This is a genomic window from Arthrobacter sp. AG1021 (assembly GCF_003633665.1).
In the GTDB taxonomy this organism is placed as follows: Bacteria; Actinomycetota; Actinomycetes; order Actinomycetales; family Micrococcaceae; genus Glutamicibacter; species Glutamicibacter soli.
In genome coordinates, this window is record NZ_RBLB01000008.1 from 213,617 (window position 1) to 239,892 (window position 26,276).

Consider the following 26,276-nt stretch of genomic DNA (forward strand, 5'->3'; position numbering starts at 1 on the left):
TGGCAACCATGCCCAAAGCCCTGGTGAAGCTCGGAGAAAGCATCCGCGGTTTCACCCTTGCCCAGCGCACCATCGCCGTCATCGGCCTGGCCATCGTGGTGCTGGGAACCGTCGCGCTGGTGAGTTTCGCCAGCCAGCCGAAGATGACGCCGCTGTTCACCGGGCTCTCCGCCGAGGACGCCTCGGGCATCGTCGAGCAGCTGCAGGCCGACGCGGTGCCCTATGAAATCACCGGCGCCGGCGGAACCATCCTGGTCCCGCAGGAGAACGTGTACGAAGCGCGGCTGAAGGCCGCCACCGCCGGCCTGCCCACCGCGGGCGCCGGCGGCTATTCGCTGCTCGACCAGATGGGTGTCACGGCCTCCGAGTTCCAGCAGGACGTGACCTACAAGCGGGCGCTGGAGGGCGAACTGGCCTCCACCATCATGGCCCTGGACTCGGTCAGCATGGCGTCGGTCAAGCTCGCCATCCCGGAGCAGACGGTGTTCGTGGACTCCGCGACCACCCCGACCGCGTCGATCTTCGTCCAGCCCAAGCCGAACACCACGCTCACCGCCGACCAGGTGCAGGCCATCGTGCACCTCACCTCCGCCGCGGTGGACGGACTGAAGCCTGCCGACATCTCCGTCGTCGACTCGAACGGCACCCTGCTCTCGGCCGCCGGCGTTGGCGTGGAGGGATCTGCCGGCAAGCAGGCCTCGGAGTACGAGCAGCGTGTGGGCTCCATGATCCAGACGATGCTCGACCGCGTGGTCGGCCCCGGCAACGCGACCGTGGCGGTGGCCGCCGACGTGTCGCTGGAATCCGCGGAGCGGACCGAGGAAAGCTTCAGCGCACCCAAGGACAACCCGGTATTGGCTGAAAAAAGCAAGAAGGAAGACTACCAGGGCAGCGGCAACGGCAGCGGCGAAGCGGGTGTCCTGGGTCCGGACAACATCGCGGTGCCCAGCGATGAGGCCAAGGACGGGACGTTCACCTCCTCCGAAACCGACCGGACCAACGCGGTCAACAAGGTCACCGAGAACCGGCTGGTGCCTTCCGGGAACCTGAACCGGCAGAGCGTTTCGGTTGCGCTGGACGCGCAGGCCGCCTCCGGCCTGGACGTGCAGGAGCTGACCGCCATGATCAGCGCCGCCGCCGGAATCGACACCGGGCGCAAGGACACCATCAACGTCTCGGTGCTGCCGTTCAGCACCGAATCGGCGACCGCGGCGCAAAACGCGCTGACCGAGGCCTCCGACGCCGCGAAAGCCGCACGGGACGCGGAGCTGCTGCGCACCCTGGTCATCGCCGGATCGATCGTGCTGGTGCTGGTCCTGCTGGCCGTCTACCTGCTGCTGCGCCGCCGCAACCGGCGCAGCAGCGAGCTGGTGGATTTGGGCGAGCTGCAGGACCTGCGCAGCCTGCGCGAGCCCAGCGCGGCGGTGTCCGTCGTGGCCGACACCCCGACCACCACCATCAGCCAGATCCCCGCCACCGTCAGCACGCCGCACGTTCAGCAGCTGGACGCCCAGACCAAACGCGAAGAACTGAGCGCGCTGGCCGCGCAGAACCCCGCCAAGATGGCCCAGCACCTGCGCAGCCTGATGGATTCAAAGGGTGATGCATGAGCCAGGAAACAGATAGCACGCCCCGTGAACTGAGCGGAATCCAGAAGGTCGCAGTGGTGCTGATGCAGCTGGACCAAGAGCAGGCCGCCGAGGTGATGCGCCAGTTCAACGAATTCGAATCCGAGGAGATCGCCGCCGAGCTGCTGCGCCTGCGGCGGGTGGACGACGAGGTCATCCAGGCCACCTTGGGGGAAGTCCACGAGCTGGCCACCGCGAGCCTGGTCGGCGGCCGTGACGCGGCCTCCGGCCTGCTGGAAGCGTCGTTCGGCAACGAGAAGGCGACCATCGTCATGAACCGGCTGTCCTCCTCGACGGCCGGCAGCGGCTTCGAGTTTCTCGAAGGCACCGATGCGGCCCACCTGATCTCGCTGCTGGACGGCGAGCTGCCGCAGACCGCGGCCCTGGTGCTGGGCTACCTTCGCCCCGAGGTCGCCTCGCAGGTGCTCGCCGGGCTGCCCTCGCAATTGCGCACCCAGATCGCCGCGGCGCTGGCGACCATGGGCACCGCGGTGCCCGAAGCTGTCCGGGTGGTCTCCGAGGAGCTCAAGCGGCGCACCGGCAGCCTGGTCGCCCGCCACGAACCGGTGGAACAGGTGGGCGGCATCCAGCCGCTCGTGGACATCATCAACCGTTCGGATATCGCCGTGGAAAAGGAGATCCTCGCCTCGCTGGGCCAATTCGACGCCGCGCTGGCCGAAGAGGTCACCTCGCGGCTGCTTTCCTTCGCCGACCTGCTGCGTTTCGAGCGCCGCGACATCCAAAGGGTGCTGCGCGGAGTCAACGCCACGACGCTGGCGTTCGCGCTCAAGGGCGCGGCCGACGAGCTGGAAGCGGTCATCCGCGAGAACATCTCCGAACGCACCGCCGAGCTGTTGGACTCGGAAATCGCGGTCATGGACCGGGTGCGGGTCTCCGAAGTCGAGGCGGCACGGGCCGATATCGTGCAGCAGATCCGCGCGTTGGAAGCCAGCGGCGAAATCACCGTCCGACGCGGCGACGGAGACGACTTTGTCTCCTGAACAGAATTTCCGTCCCGTGGCCTTCCGCTCCCTGGACTCCGCGCCGCAGGAACAGGTCCTGGCGCACGCGCGTTCCACCGGCTACGCCGAGGGCTACGCGACGGGGATCCGGGCCGCGGAACAGGCGGCCCGGGCCCAGCGCGAAGCCGTTGAGCTGCAGGCAGCCCAGGCCCAGGCCCGGCAGGCCGAGGAACAGGCCCAGGCCTTGGCCGCCCTGCGCGCCGCCGGCCGGGCCGTCGCCGCGCTGGCAGTTCCGCCGGTGCAGGAATCCGCCGCTGCGCTGACCGCGGCGGCCGTGGAACTGGCCGAAGCGATCATCGGGCAGGTGCTGTGCGATGAGCAGTTCGCCGCCCGCGCGGCGATGGAACGCGCAGCGAAGCTCTCAGGCACCGAGCCGGTGTGCGCGGTGCGGCTGAACCCGCAGGACCTGCAGCTGCTGGGACGGAAGACACTTCCCGGCAGCGGGATCGAGCTGCGCGCGGATGCGGCGCTGTCCGCCGGGGACGCCGTGGCGGAGCTGGAGCACGGATTCCTGGACGCGAGGATTTCCACCGCGCTGCGCCGGGCCAAGGACGCGCTGTGCGGCGGTGCGCCATGAGCGCACCGGCGCACCACAACCTGCTGCAGCCGCACTGGGCGCAGGCGCTGTCCGCCGCGGCACCCGAACGCGTTGGGGTGGTGAGCGAACTGATCGGGCTGGGCCTGGGCGTGCAGGGACTGGACGCCCCGGTCGGGTCGGTGCTCAGCGTCGGCTCGGAGGAAGTTGCGGTCGACGTTGTTGCGGCCACCGGCCGCGGGCTGCACTGCATGCCGCTGGCCTCGCTGCAGCGGATCCGGCTGGGGGACCCGGTGCGCCGCGGACGCCACGGGCACTTGGTGCCCGCCGGGCCGGGGCTGCTGGGCCGCGTGCTCAACGGCTTGGGCCAGCCGATCGACGGACTTGGCGCACTGGGCGAGCACGAGCTGGTCCCGATCGAGAACGACAGCCCGCCGGCCATGGAACGCCACCGCATCACCCGGCCGCTGCCGCTGGGGGTCAGGGTGCTGGACACCCTGTGCACGGTGGGCGCCGGGCAGCGCCTTGGGCTTTTCGCCGGATCCGGCGTCGGCAAGTCCTCGCTGCTGTCCATGATCGCCCGGGGGACTACGGCGCAGCTGAACGTCATCGCGCTGATCGGTGAACGCGGACGCGAAGTGCGCGAATTCCTCGAAGACGACCTGGGCCCCGAAGGCCTGGCCCGGTCGGTGGTGGTGGTCTCCACCGCGGACGAACCCGCCCAGATGCGGTTGCGCGCGGCGCTGGCCGCAACACGCATCGCCGAGCATTTCCGCGCCTGCGGCATGCAGGTGCTGCTCATGATGGACTCGCTGACCCGCGTGGCCATGGCGCAGCGCGAGATCGGGCTGTCGGCCGGCGAGCCCCCGGCGACCCGCGGCTACCCGCCCTCGACCTTCTCGCTGCTCGCCCGGCTGCTTGAACGGGCGGGCACCGCGCAGCAGGGAGCGATCACCGGAATCTATACGGTCCTGGTGGACGGCGACGACCACAACGAACCGGTGGCCGACGCGGCGCGCTCGCTGCTGGACGGGCATGTGGTGCTGGACCGCGCCTTGGCGGTGCAGGGGCATTTCCCGTCCATCGACGCGCTGGCCTCGGTCTCCCGGCTGGCCTCGAAAATCAACGATCCCTCCCGCAAGGCCGCCTCGGGGCGGCTGCGCCAGGTGATGGCGGCCGGGCGCAGCGTACAGGACCTGATCGACGTGGGGGCGTACCAGAGCGGCTCGAACCCGCTGGCCGATGCCGCGGTGGAGCATCGGCTGGCCATCGACGCCTTCCTGCAGCAGCCGCTGGATGAAGGCTGCCCGGTCGACGAATCATGGGCGCAGCTGACAGCGCTGCTTGCCCGGTTGGGAGTTGAATGATGAGCCGGAAATTCTCGTTGGCATCCCTGCTGCGGTTGCGGCAGATCGGCGAACGCCAGGCGGCGCGCGCCGTGGCCGAGGCCAACCAGGCGGTGCGCGCCCACACGCTGCAGCGCGAACAGACCCTGCAGGAACTGCACGACAGCGCCAACGATCCGGTGGACAGCGCAACGCTGCTGGCCATTGCCGCCGCCCGGTCTGCCGGGCGATCGGCGCTGGCGGACCTCCAGGCGCTGGAAGCCCAGCTGGACGAGGACCGCGAGCTGGCGGCCGAGGCCTACCGCGCACAGCGCCGCGGGGTGAAAGCGCTGGAAAAACTCGAAGCCCGCCATCACCAGGCGGTGCAGCACGCAGATCTTGCCCGGGAGCAGCACCTCCTTGACGATCTGGCAGGAACCGCTCGGGGAAGGACTCGACAGTGAGCTACGCTGACGTCGCCGCGCGTATCGGGGCCATCGAATCCAACTTGGCCCGGGTGACCGGCTTTCCGAAGCCCGCCGCGCCTGAAACCAGGTCTGCCGCCACTGCGGGCAACGTTCTGGGCGGATCCCTGCAGGGGACGGCGAATGCCGCAGCGAACAGCACCAATGCGGGCATCACGTTCGATTCCCCCGCCGGAACTGAGTTCCAGCAGGTGCTCCAGAACGCCCTGGATGCCTCGGCGAACGGCGCCGCGCCCGCAGCTGCCGGCGCCGGACCTGCCAGGGAAGCCGAGCGGGGACAGCGCGAGGCAGTTGGCAAGACTGCAGCTACCACGCGTGCGCAGGGCGCCTCCGAACCTGCGGCCGCAGGGGGCATCGACGGCGCCAGGGTGGTCGCCGCGTCGAAAAAGTACTTGGGAGTGCCCTATGTCTGGGGAGGCAACAACCCGAAGGTGGGCCTTGACTGCTCCTCCTTTGTCCAGCACACCTTCCGCGATCTGGGGATTCAGCTCCCGCGCGTCGCCAGGCAGCAAGCCAAGGAAGGCACCGAGGTGCCGTCGTTGGCCCAGGCCAGGCCCGGCGACCTGATTGTCACCCGCGGTGGCGGGCATATCGGCATCTACCTGGGTGGGAACAAGATGATCCATGCCCCGCGGCCGGGCGAGAGCGTGAGCATCCGCGAACTGTTCGAAACCGACAAGGACATCATGACCATCCGCCGCATCGTGCCATCGGAGGCAGCCGCGAACTCCGGTCCAGCTGACGCGCGGGCCGCGCAGCGGGCACTGTTCGACAGCGCGCGGGCGGTTTCACGATGACCAGGATCCCCTCCACCTTGCCGCTCCAATTGGCGGACTCTCCGGCACCTGTCGCGCAGATGCCGCCGGGCCAGGCTTCGGGAGCGCAGCGTTTCGCCGGGCTGCTGGCCCGGGCCGGGGATGAGCCGGCGGCCGCACTGGATCCTCGGACCCTGCCCGTGCCGGAGCCGGATCATCGCGCACTACCTGCAGAAGCCGCAGTCCCGCCCGCCGCGCCGGAATCATCAATGCCGCCGGTTCTCGCGCAGAACCTGTTGCTGACCATCGAGCTGCCTCCCGAAACCAGCGGGGGAGCCGGGCCTGGGTCCTTGCCGGTGCTCGACCGTGCGTCCGGAGGGACCGAATCATCCGGGACAGTCGAGCAGCAGGGCAAGGTCCCTGCCCGCATCCAGCCGTTGGACGGTCCCGCCGCAGGCATCACGCTGCCGGTGGAGCCTTCGGCCGATCCTGCTTCCACGGGGAGCATCGCCCCGACCGAGAAGCCGGCCGGCGCGGCAATACCGAGCGCCGCTCCGGGGTCCGCCGTGGCTGCGCTCACCGCCCCCGCCTCCGCCGGCGCGCAAGCGGCAGGGCGGATGCCTGCCGGCACCTTGATTCCGGGTGCTGTCGGGACGATTCCTGTGCAGAACCCCGCGACCGCGACCGCAACCGCGCTGCCGCAGAACGCTGTTGGCGGCGGGAGAGAAGCAGATGCCGCCCCGCTCGAGGTTTCCGAGGGCCAAGTTCCCCGCGCGCTCCCGCACCAGCATGCACCCCAACTGCCCGAGGTTGCCGTGGCCGGTGAGCCGAAACCAACAGGTGCGGTCGCCGCAGGAGCAGGGGAGCGGCTTGCGCAGGCCCCGCCCGAATCGCCGCTTCCCGCGGTGGCGCTGGCGAGCGCTGGCAACCTGCAGGGAACCGCTCCGCCGCAGCGGGCTGACGGCCTGCCACCGCTGGAAGAGGTCCCGACCGCACGCCCGGCATCCGTGCACCCGCCCTTGCTGAAGCAGCTCACCGCGCCGCTCGTGACCGTCCTCAGTGCCGTCCCTGGCCAGCGAACCATGAATATCCATGTGGCACCGGAAACGTTGGGACCGATCACCGTCAGCGCTCAGCTGGGTCCCTCCGGACTTCGGGTCGACTTGTCGGCACCGACCGATGCGGGAACCCACGCCTTGCGTGCCTTGCTGCCGGAACTGCGCCGTGAGATGGCAGCGCTCGGGCAGGGCAGCGTGCAGGTGCTCTCGCCAGAGAATGCCGCGTCCACGGGGAACACCGGTTCCGGTGCGGGCCAGGGATTCGCCGGCTCCGGCCAGGGGCACTTCCAGCAGCGTCACCCCGACAACGCTCCCGCCCGGCAGCATCCGAGCCCTGGAATCCCACTGGCCGAGGGCGCGGATACCGCCCCTGCAACGGAGAATCCAGCCCTGCCTGGCACACCCGCTCCACCCGCTCGCCCCGTCGCCAGGCTCGACCTGCTGGCCTAACCGAAAGACCTCCGACGATGACTATCAGCCCCCTCGACGCATCAGGCGGCACGGCAGCCGCCGCCGCCAGGCAGCGTGTTCCCAAACAGACCATGGACTCGGAAGTGTTCCTGCACCTGCTGGTCACCCAGTTGGCGAACCAGGATCCCAGTGCGCCCATGGACACCAATCAAATGATTTCCCAGACCGTGCAGCTGGCGACCATGGAACGGCTCAACACGCTGACTGCCGCGCAGCAGACCTCGCTGGAAGTCCAGCAGCGCACCGCGGCCTCGTCCTTCATGGGACAGCACGTGACCTCGGCTGACCAGCCGCCGGTGGAAGGAATCGTCACCGCGGTCACCTTCACTGCCAACGGACCGGTGCTCAGCGTGGGGGAGAAGCAGATTGCGTTGACCACCGTGATTGCGGTCCGGGACCCGCAGAAGACCGAAGCCCCCGCTGCGGCGCAGCACAACGATCTTCCCGAAAACACCAGGTCTCCTGAGGAAACTGCCCCCGCGAACCCCAACGCGGCGGCCTCCTTGCCAAACTCGTTGCCCAACGTATTGCCCAGCTAGGCCGCCGCCGAGCTGCCCCATTAAACAATTAAATTCCACTCACAGAAAGCCCCCCTCATGCTGCGTTCACTTTATTCGGGAATCTCCGGCCTTCGCGCCCACCAGACCATGCTGGATGCCACCGGCAACAACATCTCGAACGTCAACACCACCGGGTTCAAGTCGTCCTCGGTGCAATTCCAGGACACCCTCTCGCAGCTCACCCAGGGCGCCACGGGCCCGGCCGCCAACCAGGGCGGATCCAACCCGGCCCAAGTGGGTCTGGGCGTGCAGGTCGCCGGCATCTCCACCAATTTCGCCCAGGGGTCCAGCCAGAACACCGGCCGATCCACGGACATGATGATCTCCGGCGACGGATTCTTCATTACGCGCTCGGGCGGCACGACCTCGCTGACCCGCGCCGGCGCCTTCGACTTCGACGCCAACGGGCGGCTGGTCAGCCCGGACGGCGGACTGGTCCAAGGCTGGATGGCCGGGGCCAACGGGCAGCTGGCGACCGGTGGGGAACTGAGCGACATCACCCTGCCGAACAACCTCATCGCTCCGGGCACCGCGACCGGCAAGGCCAGCGTCGGCGGCAACCTGCCCAAGGACACCGCAGTGGGCGAAAGCCTGGTCCGCGATGCCCAGATCTTCGCCGCCGACGGATCCGAGCACACCCTGACCCTCACCTTCACGCGGACCGCCACCGGCTGGAGCGTGGCAGGCAAAAACGGCGCCAGTGGAGCGACCGCCACCCAGAACCTGACCGAAGACGCCTCCGGGAACCTGTCCGACGCTGTGCTCAGGGTGGGCGCGGTGGCGGTGGACCTGGGCAGCCTGACCAGCTTCGCGGAACTGAACACCGCGAGCATCTCAGGGGTCGACGGCAACAAGGCCGGCACCCTGGAAGGATTCACCCTGGGGGCAGACGGCACCCTCACCGGCAGCTTCTCCAACGGCGCGCAGCAGGTGGTTGCGCAGATCGCCATCGGCAACGTCACCAATCCTGCCGGGCTGGAAAAGGCCGGCGGGTCCTCCTACACACTGACGGGCAACTCCGGCACCCTGCAGTTGGGAACCGCCGGCAGCCCGGGTTTCGGAAAGTTGGCCGGCGGCATGCTGGAGATGTCGAACGTGGATCTGTCCCAGGAATTCACGAACCTGATTGTCGCCCAGCGCGGGTTCCAGGCCAACGCCCGGATCATCACGACCAGCGACGAGCTGCTGCAGGAGCTGTCGAACCTCAAGCGCTAAGCGCTCCGGCTAACGTCCGGCGCCCGGGCGCCGACAGTTGACAGTGGACTAATGAGGTGAGGGCACCATGATCGTGTTAACCAGGTTGAACTCCACCCGGCTGGCCGTGAACGCGGACCTGATCGAACGGATCGCGCAGTCGCCGGACACCGTGGTGGTGATGGCCAACGGCGCCCAGTACGTGGTGCGCGAAACCCTGGACGAGATCATTGCCCTGACCGTCGACTACCGGGCCCGGGTGCTCACCGCGGCCCGCACCGCAGCCGCTCAGGCTGCCGGTGCGGCGCCGGCTCCCGGAGCGCCTTAATAAGGGGAGATATCCATGGATCCGGCAACAATTATCGGCTTGCTGCTCGCCTTTGGCGCGATGTTCACCATGCTGTTCATGGAGGGCGCCAGCCTGTCCTCCATCCTGTTGCCCGCACCGATGATCATCGTGTTCTTCGGGACGATCGCGGTGGGCATCGCCAGCGGTACCATCAAGGACATGCTCGCGGCGTTCAAGGCGCTGCCGCAGGCGTTCCGAGGCAAAATCGGCAACCCCCGGGATCTGGTCGAGCAGCTGGTCCACTTCGCCGAGGTGGCGCGGCGCGACGGGCTGCTGGCCCTGGAAGCCGAGGTGGCCAAGGCCAAGGACCCGCTGGTGGCCCGCGCCCTGCAGGCGATGGCCGACGGGGTCGACGCCGACGACCTGCGCGACATGCTCGAAGACGACATCGACACTCAGGAGCGCGAGAAATCCGTGGCCAGCAAGTGGTTCGCCACTCTGGGCGGGTACGCGCCCACGGTGGGGATCATCGGCACCGTGGTGTCCCTGACCCACGTGCTGGAAAATCTGTCCAAACCCGACGAGCTGGGGCACATGATCGCCGCCGCTTTCGTTGCGACCCTCTGGGGACTGGTCTCGGCGAACTTCATCTGGCTTCCCATCGGGGCGAGGCTGGGACGGCTGGCCGAACTTGAATCCGAGCAGCTGAACCTCGCCGTCGAGGGGCTCATGGCCATCCAGTCCGGCACCCCGGCACTCGTGCTGCGTGAAAAACTCGAAGGCATGCTCCCGGCCGACTCGGCCAAGGCTTCGGGATCCAAGGACTCCATCAGGTTGGCTGAGCAGGACTTCGAGGAAGCCGCATGAGCCGTCCCGGATCATCCCGTGCCGCGGGGCGTTCGCGCCGCCGCAGGCGATCGGCGCAGCAGGGCCATTCCGAGAACTCCGAGCGCTGGATGGCCTCCTACATGGACATGGTGACCGTGCTGATGTGCCTTTTCATCGTGCTGTATGCGATGTCCACGGTGGACCAGGACAAATTCGCGGCCTTACGCAATTCGCTGGCCACCGGCTTCGGCGTCCAGGAAACCCAGTTCGCCGATACCGCCGAAGGCATCGTGGTCCCGGCCGATATGGCCGGCGCCCAGGGGCTGCTCAGCACCGGCACCGGTGAGGAACTGACCAGCGAGCAGCTGGAAGCCATGGCCAGCGCGGAAACCCGGAAGCTGCTCAAGCTCAAGGAGCAGATCCAGGACGCCCTGGTCGAGCAGGGCTACCCCGATGCCGCGGTCTACCGCATCGACCAGCGCGGCTTGACGGTGCGGCTGGTCAGCGCCGAAACCTTTTTCGTCCCCAACAGCGCCGAGCTGACTCGCCAAGCGGGCCGGATCATCGACGCCATCGGACCGGTGCTGAAGCAGGCGAACCTGAACATCGCCGTGGAGGGCTTCGCTGACGTGCGCCAGCCGGTCCATCCGTATCCGACCAATTGGGAGCTTTCGGCGAGCCGGGCCACCGGCGTCCTGCGGGTCCTGGTGGAGGACGGCGGCATCAAGCCGGGCAGGATCTCCTCGGTGGGCTACGGCGACGCTCGGCCGCTGAAGGACCGGGGGGACTTGTCGCTGAACCGCCGGGTGGACATCGTGGTGCTGTCCAACAAGAGCGAGGCGGTTCGCGAGAAACTCCCGGAACTCGATGGATAGCACCCCTGGGCGATGACAAAACTATGTCGGGGGCTGGCTGTCAATTGCCTGCCGAAACCGGCTAACGATCGGCGTCCGGCTGCCGAGAGTAGCCACCGTGACATCTTTGCCTTTGGGAGGCCCGGGCTACGGCGTGCCGCGGGATACCACGTCCGCGCATGCGCTGGCCGAAGTGTACGACTTCCGCCGCCCCACGACCCTTGCCCGTGAACACGCGCGTGTGCTCGAACTTGCCTTCGAGACCTTTGCGCGTCAGTGGGGTACCCAGCTGACCGCCAAGATCCGGGTGATGTCGCAGGTCAGTTTCGAATCGGTGCAGATGCAGACCTATGACGACTACGTCGCTGGATTGCCGCCACTGACCACCATGGTGCTCTGCGCCGCCGAAAGCACCGAGGCTCGCAGCGTGCTGCAGTTCCCCGCCAGCGAGGCGCTGAGCTGGGTCTGCCACATGCTCGGCAGCCATGCCCCCGGCGAACTGCCGGACCGGGCGTTCACCCGCATCGAAGCGACGCTGATCCGCTCGTTGATGGGCGAGGCGCTGGAGGACCTGCACTATTCGCTGGGAACGCTGCTCTCCGAACGGCTTGTCGTTGCCTCCATCGCCCACCAGTCGCAGTTCGCCCAAGCCGCCGCGAAGTCGCAGGTGATGATCGTCGCCCGGCTGGGGATCAGGGTGGGCGAGCGCAGCGCCGGCGCCTCGGTGGCGCTGCCGGCCGAGCTGCTGCTTGAACAGCTCGGCGAGGCCAACCCGCGGTCCGACGCGGAGAACTCCGAAGAGCTGCTGGCCCAGTCCCTGGGGACGGTCCCGCTGCAGGTGCAGCTGTCCACCGTCCCTAACCTGGTGAAGCCCCAAGCGATCCTGGAGCTTGCGGTGGGAGACGTGCTGCCCCTGGGCCACCGCGTGCACCAGCCCTTTGACTTGCTCGCCGGCGGGCACCGCGTCGGTACCGCCGCCGCGGGATCGCGCGACGGCCGCGCAGCCGCCGTCATCGTCACGAATCAGGAAAGTTAACCATGCCAGCCTTCAACGAGACCTCCGCGGTCCTCCACTCCACCGCGCTGTACACCTCGGCCGCCCAAGCGCTGGCCGCGATGCTGCCCACCGCCACCTCGCTGAGCGCGGTGCTGCACACCGGGCCGCGGCAGGACTGGGTCGCCTCGGCCGCCGGGGCGGTGCTCTGCGCGACCTTTGTCGGGGAGCAGTCAGCCGACGTGGTGCTGCACGTGGCCGAGCGCGAGCTTGGAGGGATCTCCGAACGCCGCACCGCCCGCGTGGGCACCGAGGATCTGCTGCGCCCGGCGCTGGAAGCTGCAACCGGCGTGCTGGGCATCGGGGTGCTGAGCCTGGAATCCGGCGAGGATGCCCAGGGCACGGTCACCGCGGCTGACACGGTGGGCTTCATGCTGCGCACCCAGTCCGGGGAGGACGCCGGTTTCTTCGCCCTGCGCCTTCGCGAAACCGCACCGGTCTCCGGCCCGGCCCCCTCCGTCGAGGAGCCGGAGGACATGGCCAGCCGGCTGGGCCGCATCTCGAATGTGGAGATGGCGCTGACCGTCCAGATTGGACGCACCCGATTGTCGGTGCGCGATGTGCTGAACCTGGAACCGGGCGCCGTCATCGAGCTTGACCGTTCCGCCGGGGCCCCGGCGGACGTGCTGCTCAATGGACGGCTGATCGCCCAGGGCGAGGTGGTAGTCATGGACCAGGACTACGGCGTACGCATTACCAAGATCCTTGACATGGATTCGGCGGGCGCCTGAGCGTGGACGGCATTCTCCTGTTCCTGAGGGTAGTGCTCTCGCTCGCCGCGGTCTTCGGCCTGCTGCTCTACCTGCGAAGGAAATTCTCCACCCGCCTCGGCACCCCGGGCAGCTCGCTGTTGTCAGTGGTGCAGCGGCAGCCGCTGGGCCCGAAATCCTCGGCGGTGCTGATCGACGTCGAGGGCCGGCGTTATCTGCTGGGCGTCAGCGAAGCCGCGGTCAACGTCATCGACAGTTATGACGCCCCCGCGGCAGCGCAGGTCGCCGAGTCGGCCACGCAGCCCGGGCAGCCTGCCGCCGGCCCGGTGCTGGTTGACGATCTGCCGGACGGCGAACAGGACCGCGACACCCCGCCGGCGGCGCCCACCCGCAAGAGCCTGCGCGCAGTGAAGGCGTTCGAAGCCGAGCTGCGCCGCAGTTCCCAGGCCTCCACGCGCCCGGGCATGCTCTCCGGCTCCATCCTGGACGTCCAGACCTGGCGCGACGCCCAGCATGCGCTGCGCCGAGGGCCGCGCCGGTGAGGCGCCCCCGGGCGAACCGGGGTGCTGCCGGGTCCGGGAACCAGCAGCGGCTGCTGGTTGCCGCCGTACTGGCCGCCGCCTACCTGGCCTGGTTGCTGCTGGCCGCCCCGGCGGCCTTGGCGACCCCCGCCACCCCGGAGCCTGCCGTGCCCGGCGGCGGCATCTCGGTGGACATTAACGGCCCGAACGGCACCCCGAATTCCGCGATCGTCACGCTGATCGCCATCACGCTGCTGTCGGTGGCCCCGGCGTTGCTGCTCATGATGAGTTCATTCACCAAGATTTTTGTGGTGCTGGCGCTGACCCGCAACGCGCTGTCGCTGCCGAGCATCCCGCCCAACCAGGTGCTGGCCGGGCTGTCCCTGTTCTTGTCGTTGTTCATCATGGGGCCGGTCCTCGGTCAGATGAACGAGCTGGGAGTGCAGCCGTACCTGTCCGGGGAGCTGGATCTGAATGGAGCGCTGGACATCGGCATGGAGCCGCTGCGCGACTTCATGCTGGCCCATACCCGGGAAGCGGACATCGCGCTGATGACGCGCGCCGCCCAGCTGCCCAACCCCGCAAGCCCCGCCGATGTTGACTTGACCACCCTGATCCCGGCGTTCATGATTTCCGAGCTGCGCGCAGCATTCATCATCGGCTTCGTGATTTTTGTGCCATTTTTGGTCATCGATCTGGTTGTCGCCTCCGCGCTGATGTCCATGGGCATGATGATGCTTCCTCCGGTGATGATCTCGTTGCCGTTCAAGATCCTGCTGTTTGTGCTGGTCGACGGGTGGTCGCTGATCATCACCGCTTTGGTCGGTTCCTACCAGATTGCAGGCGGGTGAGCCATGGATTCCAATGCAGTGCTGGACATCGGGCTCTCCGGGCTGATGCTGGCGGCCAAGCTGGCCGCCCCGGTGCTGATCACCTCGCTGGTGGTCGGCTTCGCCATCTCGCTGTTCCAGTCGATGACCCAGATCCAGGAAGTCACGTTATCCTTCGTGCCCAAGGCGGTGGCAGTGGCGGTGGCCCTCGTGGTCTGCGGGCACTGGATGATCTCCGAGGCAGTGCTGTTCACCCACGAGCTGTTCGGCAAGCTGCCCCTGCTGCTGGATGGCAGCTAATGCATTTCACTTTGCAGCTGCACTTCCTTGAGGTGCTGATGCTCGCCGCCGTGCGCATCACCGCCTTCCTGATGCTCGCCCCGCCCTTTTCCCACAACTCGATCCCGCTGCGCATCAAGGGCATGCTCGGCGTGGCCCTGGCCCTGACGGTGACCCCGAAACTTGCCCCGGACTACGTGTCGCCGAACACCGCCGGGTACCTTGGCCTGCTGGTGCTGGAGCTGGCGGCCGGGGCCTGCATGGGATTCATGATCCTGCTGGTTTTCGCCGCGGTGCAGTCCGCGGGCAACCTGATCGACCTGTTCGGCGGCTTCTCCATGGCCCAGGGCTTCGACCCGCAGTCCATGGTCAACGGCGCCCAATTCGCCCGCTTTTTCCATTTCGCCGCGCTCGCGCTGCTGGTTGCCTCCGACGGCTACCAGTTGGTGTTGGCCGGGGTGTTCACCTCGTTCTCCGCGGTGCCGCTGGGCGCCGGGCTGGCCTTGTCCGGCGCAGCGCAGTCCCTGGCCGCCGCGGTGCCGCAGATGTTCGTGGCGGCCGTCCAGATCGCCGGTCCGCTGCTGGTGGTCCTGGTGCTCGCGGATTTCGGGCTGGGGCTGCTGACCCGCGCCGCACCGGCGCTTAACGCGTTCGCCATGGGCTTTCCGCTGAAGATCTTTATCACCCTGGCCCTGGCCGGAACGGTGTTCGTGGTGCTGCCCTCCATCGTCTCCGCGCTGGTGCGCGATGGGCTGGAACTGCTGCCGGCGATGGTGCCGCGATGACGCAGGACTCGGGGGAGCGCAGCGAAAAGGCGACCAGCCAGCGGATGAAGGAAGTCCACTCCAAGGGCAAGATGAGCCGCTCGCAGGACCTGGCCGCCTGGCTCGGACTGGGCGCCGCGGCCCTGATGGTGCCAGGAGTGCTTGAACGGGCCAGGGAAGCCGGGGCAGTCCACTTCGCCGCGCTGCGCCCGCTGGCCGCGCACCCGGACCCCGAGGCAGCGGTGGCGCTGCTTGCCCAGTCGCTGGGATCCATGGCTGCGACAGTGGGCCCGCTGTTCCTCGTGGGCCTGGTGGTTGTGATCGCGGTATCCGCGCTGCAGGGAGGCATTCGTTTCCGCCAGTTCCGGTTGGATCCGTCGAATCTCAATCCGGTTGCCGGGCTGTCCCGGGTGTTCGGCTTCGCGGCACTGTGGCAGGGGATCAAGGCGCTGCTGAAGGTCGTGGTGATCGGGCTGGTGCTGTGGCTGGTGGTCCAATCCCTGATGCCGATGCTGCTGCAGTCCGGGGCGCTGCCGTTGTCCTCCCTGCTGAGCACCGGAGGACAGGGGGCCGGCTGGTTGATCCAGGCTTCGGTGGCCGCCGGGCTGGTGCTGGCCGCCGCGGACGTGCTGGTGGTCATGCGGCGCAACCGCAAGCACACGCGGATGACCCGCAAGGAACTGACCGACGAGCACAAGCGCAGCGAAGGGGACCCGCTGGTGAAGTCCCAGCGCCGGGCCCGGCAGCTGGCGCTCAGCCGCAATGCGATGATCGCCGCCGTGGCAGACGCCGACGTGGTGATCGTGAACCCGACCCACGTGGCGGTCGCCTTGCGTTATCAGCCAGGCATTTCGGCGCCCACCGTGGTGGCCAAGGGGGCAGGGGACATCGCCGCCCGACTGCGCGAAGTGGCCGCCGAGCACCGGGTTCCGATGATCCGGGACATTCCACTGGCGCGCGGCCTGCATGCGCAGTGCGACGTCGGCGAGGAGATCCCCGCTGACAGCTACACCGACGTGGCCAGGGTGCTGGCCTTCGTCATGAAACTCAAATCCCGTGGCGCCTCCTCCGGCATTCATACAGCACCCGCCGCCGGATCCGGCAGCTAGCACAGGAAGACCTCGATGAACTACTCGCAATTGTCCAAGATCGCCGTGCCGGTGGGCGTGGTGGGCATCGTGCTGCTGCTCGTGGTGCCCATCCCCGCGGCGCTGCTCGATATCCTCTTTGCCACCAGCATTCTGCTGTCCCTGGTGGTCCTGCTGCTGACCATGTTCGCCAAGCGCCCGCTGGACTTCTCCGTGTTTCCCTCGTTGCTGCTCGTGGCCACGCTGCTGCGCCTGGGGCTGAACGTGGCCTCCACCCGGCTGGTGCTCAGCCAGGGCTATGCCGGTGAGGTGATCGAGGCCTTCGGGCACATCACCATCGGCGGATCGCTGGTCATCGGGTTCGTCATCTTCCTGATTCTGGTGGTGATCCAGTTCGTGGTGGTCACCAAGGGCGCCGAACGCGTGGCCGAGGTGGGCGCGCGGTTCACGCTGGACGCCATGCCGGGCAAGCAGATGGCCATCGACGCGGACCTGAACGCCGGGCTGATCACCGACAGCCAAGCGCGGGAGCGCCGCGCGGAAGTCGCCGCGGAAGCCGACTTCTACGGGGCGATGGACGGCGCGAGCAAGTTCGTCAAGGGCGATGCGATCGCCGGCCTGGTGATCATCATCATCAACCTGCTTGGCGGCATCGGCATCGGCATGCTTTCGCGCGGCATGGAGATCGCCGACGCGTTGAACACCTATGCGCTGCTGACCATCGGCGACAGCCTGGCCACCCAGATTCCGGCCCTGCTCATGGCGGTGTCCACCGGCATGATCGTCACCCGCTCCAACTCGGCCGACGACATGGGTGCCACCGCGTCGGCGCAGCTGGGGCAGTCGCGGGCGGCGCTGCTCATTGCCGGGGGCTGCGCCGTGGCGCTGGCGCTGGTGCCGGGCATGCCCAAGCTGCCTTTCGTATTCATCGGAGGGCTGCTGCTCTGGTTCGCCGGCCGGATCAAGGCCCGGGACGAGAAAGAGGCGCAGGCCGCCGCGCAGGCGGCGGCAGAACCGCAGGGCGCCACCCCGGAGACCCCGGCCGAACTGCTTGAACGCATGAAGGTCCATGCCATCGAGGTGCAGCTGGCAGCAGACCTGGTGGACGTGGTCAACGGCGGCGGAGACGACCTGTTGGCCCGGGTGCGCGCCCTGCGCCGGCGCATCGCCATGGACCTGGGCATCGTGCTGCCCCCGGTGCGCACCCGCGACAACGTGGAGTTGCCCCCGGCCACCTACGCGATCCTGATCGCCGGGGTGGAAGCCGGACGCGGCACCGCTCCGCGCGGCAAGGTGCTGGCCCTGGGCGACCAGCTGGATTCGCTGCCCGGACAGCTGGTCCACGAGCCGGTGTTCGGGCTGGCCGGCAAATGGGTGCCCGCCGAATTAAGGCATACCGCGGACATGGCCGGAGCTACGACGATCGACCGGATCTCGGTGATCATCACGCACCTGTCGTCCATCGTGCAGGAACAGGCCCCGCGCCTGCTCACCCGCGAGGACGTGCGTGTCATGACCGACGCGCTGCGCGAGCAAAGCCCTTCCGCAGTCGAAGAGCTGGTGCCCTCGTTGCTCTCTCTTGCTGAAGTGCAGCGCGTGCTGCAGGGGTTGCTGGGCGAAGCCGTGGCCATCAACGACCTGGCGCGCATCTTCGAAGCCCTGTCGCTGCAGGCGAAAACCGGCACCGCGCCGGAAAACCTGATCGAGGCTGCCCGCGAGTCGCTGGGTCCGGCGATTGCCGCAAGATACCTGCAGGGATCCACGTTGCGGGTCGTCATGATCGACCCGGTGGTGGAGCAGGGAATGCTGGAAGCCCTGCGCCCGGGGGACGCCGGAAGCCAGATCATGTTCGATGCGCGGAGGCTGGAAGCGGTGCTGGACTCGGTCAAGAAGATCGCAGCCGACCTGCAGAACCGCGGTGTGTCAGCCGTGCTGGTGTGCGCGCCGGCGCTGCGGCCCGCGGTGCGTCGGCTGATCGGCCCGGCCTCCGGGCTGGACGCGGTGCTCTCCTACCAGGAGGCCACCGCCGGCGGGGCCCAGATCGAGACGGTAGGGGTGGTGCGCGGTGCCGATGCAATATCTGCTTAAGGGCCGCAGCCTGCAGGAGCTCCAGGACAAGGCCATTGCGGACTTCGGTCCGCAGGCCTATCTGGTCTCGGCGGAAAAAATCACAACCCCGCGCGCAGGTGGCCTGCTGCGCGAATTCCACTACGAAGCGGTGATCCAGGTCCGCGAGGAATCCATCCCGGCACCGGTGCGCCGCCATAGGCTGGTCCCGGTGCGCCGAGGTCCGTGGAAGCCCGCGGAGCCGGCTCCTGCCCGTCAGGCGCCGGCCGCTGGCCAGAGCGTGGTGGGCCAGCTGCTTGAACGCGCCGAGGCTGCCGAATTGCAGCTTGCCGGTCAAGGATCCGAACCCGCAAAGGCCGTGGATTTCGACGCGGTGCTCGATGCCCAGAGTTTTTCCCTATACCCGGCGGCGGGCCGGCGGGCGGCGAACCCGGAACCTGCTGCACCTGCCCGGCAGCCGCAACGCAAGGCTGCGACGACCACGACGAATCAGCAGGTCTTCCGGGGACAGCCGGGGGATCTGGTGCTGCTGATCGGCAAGGACGCCGACGCTCTCACCGCGTCCATGCTTCTGGACGACGGGAGCAACCTGATCGCCCAAACCGAGCCGATGGCTTCCGGCGGCCCTGCGGCGCCCGGAATCGGCCAGGGCCGTCAGGTGCGGATAGTTGCCGGCCGACGAGCGGCGCTGGAGGCCCGGGCCGCGGCGGTGGCCGAGGAAACGTGTGTGCTGCTTGCCATGCAGCTCGCGGCGGCAGGTAGCCAAGCCGAGCAGGAGAAGATTCGCAGTGTGGGCGCGGATCAGCTGGTGCTGGTGGTCGATGCACGCCTTAAGGCCGAGGACACCGCCATCTGGGTGGGGCAGGTGGCCGAACATCACGCGGTAGCGTGCATTATCGCGTTGCATTCGGACCAAACTTCCACTCCTGAAACCGTCGAATCGCTGGGGTACCCGGTGCTCAGGCTGCCCGACTGAGGGCTTCGTGGTGACACCCGAACTCTTTCGGACGGATATGATAGTCAGGTGCTGGTACTCACTCGAAAAGTCGGAGAACAGGTCCTGATCGGCGAGGGCATCGTAGTGACGATCCTTGAGTCGAAAGGCGATTCGATCAAGGTAGGAATTGACGCGCCCAAGGGTGTGAAAATCCATCGTGCCGAAGTCCTGGCCGCAGTGATCGAGGAGAACCAGGAGGCCTCGGCCAGCGATCATGCCGCCGCCGCCCGGCTTGCCAACCTGCTCGCCGCCCCGGCTTCCCGGCCGCCCGCCGGCGAGACTGACTAGTGCCGGCAAAGGCCGCGCATGCGACACCTTCGCAGTGGCGATGACATAGCCCGTCGCCGTGGCCTCCATGATAACCCTGGGTGCCGCGATTTCGACGTTCGAATTGCCCGAACCGTGCCGGACCAGTACCTCAAGTTCGCGTCCGGTCAAGGTTGCGACAAATGCAGCGGGCAAGGCTCGGTCGATGTAGTCTTCCTCGCCGAAGGCCGTCAGGATCAGGACCGTGGCTGCGTTCCCTTGGGTGCGCTGTCTTGGGTTTGCCGCTTCTCAAGCACCGAGGGCCCGTCAAACTGGGGCATGCGGAGGTCCAGCTGCATGACATCCGGTTCCAGACGCTGGGCATGCCCGATACAGCGGTAGCCGTTTTCCAACCCGTGACGATCTGCACTGTATTGTCCGTGCACAGGACCGTGCGCAACCCGGCACGGATCGAGTTGTTATCCTCGGCAACGAGGACGCGGACGGGATCGGTTTCGTTCAGGGGCATCGGCAGTTCTCCTTCAAGGGATGAAGATGCTCTGCGGAAACCAGCACGTAGCTCAGCAGCCTGGTGCGTGCCGCGTAGTAGCAACAGGTGGATTCCGACGGTGCCATGGTCGAGGAGATGGTGAAGAACGGCTTTTCCAGTCCCGGCGCGTCAACCGACCGCGCAACCTCGGAACAGTCCATGCCCACCGAGATGTTACAGAAATCTTCCACGGACAGGGCCACGACCTTGTTGTCCACATTTTGCAGGGCGTGAAAACCGCTGAGCTAGAATCTTCCGAAGAACGCCGCCACCTTCATGGCCACTGGTGCGGCCGGGTCCTACGGTTCAGGACCGCGCTTTAGATAATTGTCGCCTGGGGCGCTTCTGGCTGCCGGGACGGCCCGATTCGCCCGCCGCGATGCCTGAAACAAACGGCCGAGAACAAACGGCAAAATATGGCACCGAACCGGTGGCGATGGCAGAAGATTTACAAGTTCACAGTCGTTGCCAAGGCATCGTCCATGCGGCTGCAAGACAGCGGACCCGGCCAGAACGCAGGGTGCAATAGTCGTACCTGCCGGTGCTTCCTGCTGAAGGGAAAACGGTGGCCCAAGGGCATCAACGCTGCCTTGGGTACGAAATATCCACGCTCCGGCTGCCGCGCAATCCGCGGCGCCGGATGGATCGATGGTACGACGTCACGCCCGGCATGGGCGCAGGATCATCCGTGAAGCCAACGCTTTCCGGAATATCGAACTACCGAATACCGCAACGGGAGGAACGAAATCATGATTGACAAGCACCAGATTGACGAATTGCTACACCACGACGGAACAGTCGTAGGAGCCGACGGGGAGAAGATCGGCAAGTTCGGCCAGGTCTTTTTGGATGACCAGACCGGAGAACCGCAGTGGGTCACCGTGCGCACGGGGTTGTTCGGACTCTCCGAGAGCTTCGTCCCGCTGGATGAGGCCAGCGTGGACGGCGACACCGTGACCGTGCCATTCGACAAGCAGACGGTCAAGGGCGCACCGCGCATAGACGACAAGGACGGGCATTTGAGCCCGGCAGACGAACAGGAACTCTACCGCTATTACAACCGCGCCTACGATGCCACGGGGCCTGAGGGAATCGAAGCAGACCGCGGCACGGGAATGGATCGCGAGTCCGGCATGGACCGCACCGCCGACGATCCATTGGGCGGCGGTGTCGGCACCCTGGCACCAGGCGAGAGCGCGGGCGTCCAAGACGAGATGGACCCGGTTCGCGGACAGGACGAGCCAGTGGCGGGCCGAGGCGTGGACCAGTCCATGACCCGCTCCGAGGAACAGCTGCGTGTCGGGACCGAGTCGGTGGAGACCGGGCGTGTCAGGTTGCGCAAGTACGTGGTCACCGAGGATGTCACGACCACGGTTCCGGTCAGCCACGAGGAAGTCCGGGTGGAACGTGAGCCGCTGGCCGGAGACGGCGCCGCAGGCGTGGCCGGCGAGACCGAGCTTGGCGAGCAGGAAGAAGAAGTCACTCTGCATGCCGAACGCCCGGCCGTGGAGAAGGAAGCCGTTCCAGTGGAGAAGGTCAGTTTGGGCACCGAGACGGTCACCGAGGATGAGCAGGTGACCGAGCGGTTGCGCAAGGAAGAAGTGGAAACCGAGGGGGATTCCGGACGCGTGGATCCGGCGAACCGCGACCGGTCCCGGGATGGCGGGATCTAGCCCGGGCCGCCTGTCGCAGGGCGACGGCACAGGCCAAGTCAGCTAGGAGGAATCATGAGCACCAGTGCAGGAAACGATCCGCGCGGCGAAGGCGCGTCGGAACCAGCGCACCGCATGCCGATGGATCACGATGGGACCCGGGCCAGGGCCCGGGACCGGGACCGGGACGCGGCCGAAGGTCGGAATCTCGTGGGCAGCGAACGGTACGAGCCGGACGCGACGCCTCGCTCTGACCGGCCCGGGGCGCAGGATTCGCCGCGAGGCCGGAATGCGGCGGTGGAAAGGGAAAAGCACCTGTACGGCGGGATGAAGATCGGATCGGCCTTCTTCGGTTGGCTGAGCGCCACCGGCATGGGCGTGGTGCTCACCGCCTTGGTGGCCGCGGCCGGGACTGCCGTCGGGGTCAGCACCGGAACCAACCCAGATGAGGTGGCCCAGAGCCTGAACCAGGATCCGCAGACCGTGGGGATGCTCGGGATCATCGTGCTGGCCGCCATCGTCCTGGTCTCCTACTATTGCGGAGGCTACGTGGCGGGGCGGATGGCCCGTTTCCACGGAGCCCGGCAGGGTGTGGCGGTCTGGCTGTGGGCGCTGGTGATTTCCGCTGTTGTCGCCCTGCTGGGCTGGATCGGCGGCAGCCAGTACAACGTGCTGGCGCAGGTCAACAGCTTCCCGAGGATTCCGGTGAACGAGGGCACGCTCAGTGCGGCGGGCATCATCGCCCTGGTGGTTGTCGCCGCGGTGGCGCTGCTGGGAGCCGTGCTCGGAGGGCTGGCAGGCATGCGCTTCCACCGCCGCGTCGACAAGGCGGGGATTGAGGTCAGCTAGGCCCAGGATCGGTGCACGGCAAAGCCGGGGCGGGAGCATCAGTCGATGCACCCGCCCCGGCTTCTGCGCGCCGCGGCCTAGCGGCTCGTGCGCGGTTCCCCGGAAGCGCCGGGATCCCCGGAATCCGGCTGGTCCTGCGCGGATCCGCGCAGCATCTGCTCGAATTCCTTGCGTTCCTTGCGGGAGAGCGGCAACTGGCCGGTCGCCGGGTTCACGATCTGGCCGCTGTCGTTGGCCGCCTCGGAAGCGGACTTCGGCGCGGGAACCGCATCCGCGCCGGACTGCTTCCTCGGCTGCTTCGGGGCTTTGGCCAGCTTGGCCGGCTTGTCTGACTTGCCGGGCTTGGCCGCGACGCCGAGCTGGCCGGACTCGCTGTCCCGACCCGGCGCGATGATGCGCGCGGTCGCGCCGTCCATGGCAGCTGCCAGGTCCTCAGCCGAGGTCGCCTGGCGCTGCGCGTCGCGGCGGGCGGAACGGCGCTGGGCGGAGCGCTCCTTGCGGGATTCGACCAGGTGGTAGAGCACCGGCACCAGTACCAGGGTCAGCAGGGTGGAGGAGACCAGGCCTCCGATGACCACCACGGCCAGCGGCTGCGAGATGAAGCCTGACTGCCCGGTGAGGCCCAGCGCCATCGGCATCAGCGCGAAGATGGTGGCCAGCGCGGTCATCAGGATCGGGCGCAGGCGCTGGCGGGCGCCGTGCGTGATCGCGTCCTGCAGGCTCATCGCCGCGCGTTCGGGCGTCGCATGGCGGTACTGGTTGATCAGGTCGATCAGCACGATCGCGTTGGTGACCACGATGCCCACCAGCATCAGCATGCCGATCAGCGACGGCAGGCCCAGCGGGATGCCGGTGGCCAGCAGCAGGCCGATCGCGCCGGTGGCGGCGAACGGGATGGAGACCAGCAGGATCAGCGGCTGGATAAGCGACTTGAAGGTCGCCACCATGATCACGTAGACGATCGCCACGGCCGCCAGCAGCGCCAGGTAGAGCTGGTTGAAGGACTCGGCCTGCTCGGTGGCGGCGCCGCCGATTTGCGCGGTCGCGCCCTCGGGCAGCTCCACGTCGGCCAGGCGCTCGGTGACCTGCTGGGAGACCGAGCCGAGCATGTTCTCCTGCGGCGTCAGCGACACCGTGGCGATGCGCTGGCCGTTGGAGGTGGTGACCTGGCGGACCACGTCGGTGCGTTCCACCGTGGCCAGGTCCTGCAGCTGCTTCACGCCGGAGGCGGTCGGGATCTGCAGCTCCTGCAGCTCCTTCAGCGAGGTCAAGTCCATGCCCTCGCCGATCAGCACGCTCATGTCGGTGAATTCCAGGCGCAGCGTGCCGGCCGGCACCGGGGAGACCTGGGAGGCGACGATCCCGGACAGCTCGGTCTCGGTCAGCCCGGCCGCGGCGGCCTTCTTCGCATCGATGTCGATGCTGACCTGCTCGCGCATCGCGGAGAGGTTGTCGCTGAGCTGGGTGACGTGCTCGGTGCCCTCCATGGCCTGGCTGACCTTGGCGGTGGCATCGCGCAGGATGTCCTCGTTCGGGGCCTTCACCTCCACGGTCACGTCGGAGGACATCATGCCCCCGGAGCTGCCGGAGAACTTCAGGGACGAGTCCTCGGGCAGGGTGAGCGTATCCAGCTCGGCGTGCACCGTGTCGGCCAGGGCCAGCTGGTCCGCGTCGGGGTCGGTGATCGCGGTGAAGTTCGCGGTGTCCGAACCGGAGGAGAACATCGCCGCGAAGCCGCTGGCCGAGCCCACGGTCATCTGCACGTCGGTGATGCCCTCGGTCTGGCGCAGCACGCTTTCGACCTTCTCGGCTTCCTTGCGGGTGATTTCCAGCGAGGTGCCCGGGGCCATCTTCTGGGTGATGGAGATCGAGTTCTCCCCGGTGTTGCCCAGCAGGTTGGTCTGCAGCAGCGGGGTCATTGCCACGGTGCCGGCCAGGATCAGCACGGAGGCCAGCAGCGTGATGACCGGGTGCGTCTGGGTGCCGCGCAGCACCGGGGCGTAGGCGCGCTGCATCCAGGACTTGTCCTCGGCCAGGTGCACGGTGTGGGTGGCGGCGCTGCCCGGGCGGTGCGGCAGGAACCAGTAGGCAAGCACCGGCACGATGGTCAGCGAGACGACCAGCGAGGCAAGCAGCGCGATGGTCATGGTCATCGCGAACGGGCGGAACAGCTCGCCGGCCATGCCGCCGACCAGCGCGATCGGCAGGAACACCGCAACGGTGGTCAGCGTTGCGGCGGTGATGGCCCCGGCGACCTCCTTCGCGGCCAGCAGGATCGACTGCGACTTGGATTCGCCGTGCGCCAGGTGGCGCTTGATGTTCTCGATGACCACGATCGAGTCGTCCACCACGCGGCCGATCGAGATGGTCAGCGCGCCCAGAGTCAGCATGTTCAGCGTGTAGCCGCCGGCGTTCATGCCGATGAAGGTGACCATCAGGGACAGCGGGATGGAGATCGCGGTGACCAGGGTGGAGCGGATGGAGAAGAGGAAGACCAGGATGACCAGCACCGCGAAGCCCAGGCCCAGCGCTCCCTCGGTGGTCAGCGACTCGATGGAGGATTCGATGAACGGGGCCTGGTCGAAGATGGTGGTGATCTTGGCGTTGGAGCCGAGCTCCGCCTGCAGCTCGTCGAGCATGCCGGTGATCTCGTGGGACAGGCCCACGGTGTCCCCGTCCGGGGTTTTGGTGATTGCCACCGAGAGGGTTTCGGCGCCGTTGGTGCGGGTGATGCTGGTGGCCGTATCGGCCTGCACCGAGACCTTGGCGACATCCTGCAGCAGCACCGGGCCCTTGTCGGCCGGCAGCGGGATTTCCTTGATCGCCGCCAGCGTGTCCGGGGCGGAGCCGGCGATCACCGGCAGGGTCAGGTTGTCCACGTCCAGGGTGCCGATGGGCATCGGGGAACCGGCGTTCTCGATGCCGTCCTTCAGATCCGCCACCGTCAGCCCGGCGGCGCGCAGCTTCGCGTCGTCCGGGATCACCGCGATGTGCTGGGAGGCGCCGCCGGAGACGGAGGCCTCGCGCACCCCGTCGATCTTCTGCAGCTTGGGCAGCATAATGCGTTCGACGTCGTCATTCAGCGCCTGAAGCGACTTGTCGGAGGAGATCGCCATCTGCATGATCGGGAAGTCGGCGATCGAGCCGGCGAAGGCCGTGGGCTCCACGTCTTCCGGCAGGCTGGACTTGGCGTTCGCGATCGCGCGGTCCACCTGGGAGCGGGCGCGGTCCATGTCCGTGCCGTACTCCAGCATCAGCGAGATGCGGGTGAAGCCGGTCTGCGAGGTCGCGGTCGAGGATTCAAGGCCCTCCACCGCCTGCAGGGCGGTCTCCAGCGGGCCGGCGACCTGCTCGTCGATGACCTCGGGGCTCGCGCCCGTCTGGGTGGCCATGACGGAGATCTGCGGGAACTCCAGGGAGGGTATGAGCTCCTGCTTGAGCGAACTCATGGAGATGACGCCGAAGACGGCGGCAAATACCGTGACCAGCGCGATGAGCGCCCGGTTTTTCAGAGACAAGATGGCCAAGCGCTGCATGCGGGTATGGTCCTAGCGGTGTCGCGAAATGGGGTGGGATTAGTTTAACTCTAGTTCGTCGGCCGAAAACTGCCGAAAATCCGGGGGCGTTTAAGCCGAAGATCATCCGAATGGAGGATACTTGCGGCG

At 67.6% G+C, this 26,276-nt stretch carries 26 protein-coding genes; 24 read left to right on the forward strand and 2 right to left on the reverse strand.

Translation table 11 applies throughout. The features are described 5' to 3' along the window. The first annotated feature begins 8 nt into the window (after positions 1-8). The 22 genes from fliF (at position 9) to csrA (ending at position 19,602) form a co-directional block, all read left to right on the forward strand. Positions 9-1,610 (forward strand): flagellar basal-body MS-ring/collar protein FliF, encoded by a 1,602-nt coding sequence (fliF, locus tag DFO58_RS09505; protein ID WP_120990845.1) that lies wholly within the window; start codon positions 9-11, stop codon positions 1,608-1,610. Next, positions 1,607-2,629, forward strand: coding sequence for a flagellar motor switch protein FliG (fliG, locus tag DFO58_RS09510; RefSeq protein ID WP_120990376.1), 1,023 nt, complete (start codon positions 1,607-1,609; stop codon positions 2,627-2,629). The genes fliF and fliG overlap by 4 nt, the downstream gene beginning before the upstream one ends. Further along, positions 2,619-3,227: a FliH/SctL family protein gene (locus tag DFO58_RS09515; protein ID WP_047118825.1), complete on the forward strand. Its 609-nt coding sequence runs from the start codon at positions 2,619-2,621 to the stop codon at positions 3,225-3,227. Before fliG ends, DFO58_RS09515 begins: the two co-directional genes overlap by 11 nt. Beyond that, entirely contained in the window at positions 3,224-4,552 is a 1,329-nt protein-coding gene (locus tag DFO58_RS09520) for a FliI/YscN family ATPase (RefSeq protein ID WP_120990380.1), read from the forward strand. The genes DFO58_RS09515 and DFO58_RS09520 overlap by 4 nt, the downstream gene beginning before the upstream one ends. Beyond that, entirely contained in the window at positions 4,552-4,974 is a 423-nt protein-coding gene (locus DFO58_RS09525; RefSeq protein ID WP_183043145.1) for a flagellar FliJ family protein, read from the forward strand. The genes DFO58_RS09520 and DFO58_RS09525 overlap by 1 nt, the downstream gene beginning before the upstream one ends. After that, positions 4,971-5,792, forward strand: coding sequence for a C40 family peptidase (locus DFO58_RS09530; RefSeq protein ID WP_120990384.1), 822 nt, complete (start codon positions 4,971-4,973; stop codon positions 5,790-5,792). The genes DFO58_RS09525 and DFO58_RS09530 overlap by 4 nt, the downstream gene beginning before the upstream one ends. A 17-nt stretch (positions 5,793-5,809) precedes the next feature. Beyond that, positions 5,810-7,258, forward strand: coding sequence for a flagellar hook-length control protein FliK (locus DFO58_RS09535; protein WP_183043146.1), 1,449 nt, complete (start codon positions 5,810-5,812; stop codon positions 7,256-7,258). A 17-nt stretch (positions 7,259-7,275) separates the two neighbouring features. Beyond that, positions 7,276-7,818 carry a flagellar hook capping FlgD N-terminal domain-containing protein gene (locus DFO58_RS09540; RefSeq protein WP_120990388.1) on the forward strand — a complete coding sequence of 181 codons (543 nt, stop codon included), beginning with the start codon at positions 7,276-7,278 and terminating at the stop codon, positions 7,816-7,818. A gap of 57 nt (positions 7,819-7,875) precedes the next feature. Beyond that, positions 7,876-9,054 (forward strand): flagellar hook protein FlgE, encoded by a 1,179-nt coding sequence (locus DFO58_RS09545; protein ID WP_047118830.1) that lies wholly within the window; start codon positions 7,876-7,878, stop codon positions 9,052-9,054. Positions 9,055-9,121: 67 nt separating this feature from the next. Beyond that, the gene (locus DFO58_RS09550; protein WP_047118831.1) at positions 9,122-9,361 is read left to right on the forward strand and encodes a flagellar FlbD family protein; all 240 of its coding nucleotides are present in this window, start codon (positions 9,122-9,124) and stop codon (positions 9,359-9,361) included. A 15-nt stretch (positions 9,362-9,376) separates the two neighbouring features. Then, complete coding sequence (locus DFO58_RS09555) at positions 9,377-10,189, forward strand: MotA/TolQ/ExbB proton channel family protein (protein WP_113607847.1); 813 nt, start codon at positions 9,377-9,379, stop codon at positions 10,187-10,189. Further along, complete coding sequence (locus tag DFO58_RS09560; protein WP_053797849.1) at positions 10,186-11,025, forward strand: flagellar motor protein MotB; 840 nt, start codon at positions 10,186-10,188, stop codon at positions 11,023-11,025. Before DFO58_RS09555 ends, DFO58_RS09560 begins: the two co-directional genes overlap by 4 nt. Before the next feature lie 97 nt (positions 11,026-11,122). Next, a complete protein-coding gene (locus DFO58_RS09565) occupies positions 11,123-12,040 on the forward strand; it encodes a flagellar motor switch protein FliM (protein ID WP_286163544.1) in 918 nt (305 codons plus the stop codon). 2 nt (positions 12,041-12,042) lie between these two features. Next, complete coding sequence (fliN, locus tag DFO58_RS09570; RefSeq protein ID WP_120990392.1) at positions 12,043-12,789, forward strand: flagellar motor switch protein FliN; 747 nt, start codon at positions 12,043-12,045, stop codon at positions 12,787-12,789. 2 nt (positions 12,790-12,791) lie between these two features. Continuing rightward, positions 12,792-13,310: a flagellar biosynthetic protein FliO gene (locus tag DFO58_RS09575; protein WP_183043147.1), complete on the forward strand. Its 519-nt coding sequence runs from the start codon at positions 12,792-12,794 to the stop codon at positions 13,308-13,310. Continuing rightward, positions 13,307-14,140, forward strand: a complete 834-nt coding sequence (gene fliP / locus DFO58_RS09580; protein ID WP_120990396.1) for a flagellar type III secretion system pore protein FliP — start codon at positions 13,307-13,309, stop codon at positions 14,138-14,140. The genes DFO58_RS09575 and fliP overlap by 4 nt, the downstream gene beginning before the upstream one ends. A 3-nt stretch (positions 14,141-14,143) precedes the next feature. Then, positions 14,144-14,419, forward strand: coding sequence for a flagellar biosynthetic protein FliQ (locus tag DFO58_RS09585; protein WP_047118838.1), 276 nt, complete (start codon positions 14,144-14,146; stop codon positions 14,417-14,419). Next, on the forward strand, positions 14,419-15,183 hold the full coding sequence (fliR, locus tag DFO58_RS09590) for a flagellar biosynthetic protein FliR (RefSeq protein ID WP_053797854.1): 765 nt from the start codon (positions 14,419-14,421) through the stop codon (positions 15,181-15,183). The genes DFO58_RS09585 and fliR overlap by 1 nt, the downstream gene beginning before the upstream one ends. After that, positions 15,180-16,271 carry an EscU/YscU/HrcU family type III secretion system export apparatus switch protein gene (locus tag DFO58_RS09595; RefSeq protein WP_120990398.1) on the forward strand — a complete coding sequence of 364 codons (1,092 nt, stop codon included), beginning with the start codon at positions 15,180-15,182 and terminating at the stop codon, positions 16,269-16,271. The genes fliR and DFO58_RS09595 overlap by 4 nt, the downstream gene beginning before the upstream one ends. 15 nt (positions 16,272-16,286) lie before the next feature. Further along, positions 16,287-18,338 carry a flagellar biosynthesis protein FlhA gene (locus tag DFO58_RS09600; protein ID WP_120990400.1) on the forward strand — a complete coding sequence of 684 codons (2,052 nt, stop codon included), beginning with the start codon at positions 16,287-16,289 and terminating at the stop codon, positions 18,336-18,338. Then, positions 18,322-19,293 (forward strand): hypothetical protein, encoded by a 972-nt coding sequence (locus DFO58_RS09605; protein ID WP_120990401.1) that lies wholly within the window; start codon positions 18,322-18,324, stop codon positions 19,291-19,293. The genes DFO58_RS09600 and DFO58_RS09605 overlap by 17 nt, the downstream gene beginning before the upstream one ends. A 48-nt stretch (positions 19,294-19,341) precedes the next feature. Next, entirely contained in the window at positions 19,342-19,602 is a 261-nt protein-coding gene (csrA, locus tag DFO58_RS09610; RefSeq protein WP_120990403.1) for a carbon storage regulator CsrA, read from the forward strand. A gap of 477 nt (positions 19,603-20,079) precedes the next feature. Here csrA and DFO58_RS09615 read toward each other — a convergent pair whose 3' ends face one another. Next, positions 20,080-20,328, reverse strand: coding sequence for a hypothetical protein (locus DFO58_RS09615; RefSeq protein ID WP_053797858.1), 249 nt, complete (start codon positions 20,326-20,328; stop codon positions 20,080-20,082). A gap of 531 nt (positions 20,329-20,859) precedes the next feature. On the opposite strand from DFO58_RS09615, the gene DFO58_RS09620 reads away from it, so the two are divergent. Together DFO58_RS09620 and DFO58_RS09625 are read left to right on the forward strand one after the other, a co-directional pair. Continuing rightward, positions 20,860-21,783 carry a PRC and DUF2382 domain-containing protein gene (locus DFO58_RS09620; protein WP_120990405.1) on the forward strand — a complete coding sequence of 308 codons (924 nt, stop codon included), beginning with the start codon at positions 20,860-20,862 and terminating at the stop codon, positions 21,781-21,783. A 54-nt stretch (positions 21,784-21,837) separates the two neighbouring features. Then, positions 21,838-22,611: a hypothetical protein gene (locus tag DFO58_RS09625; protein ID WP_147407238.1), complete on the forward strand. Its 774-nt coding sequence runs from the start codon at positions 21,838-21,840 to the stop codon at positions 22,609-22,611. Between the two features lie 77 nt (positions 22,612-22,688). On the opposite strand, the gene DFO58_RS09630 is transcribed toward DFO58_RS09625, so the two are convergent. Then, entirely contained in the window at positions 22,689-26,147 is a 3,459-nt protein-coding gene (locus tag DFO58_RS09630; protein WP_120990409.1) for an efflux RND transporter permease subunit, read from the reverse strand. Positions 26,148-26,276 lie beyond the last annotated feature (129 nt).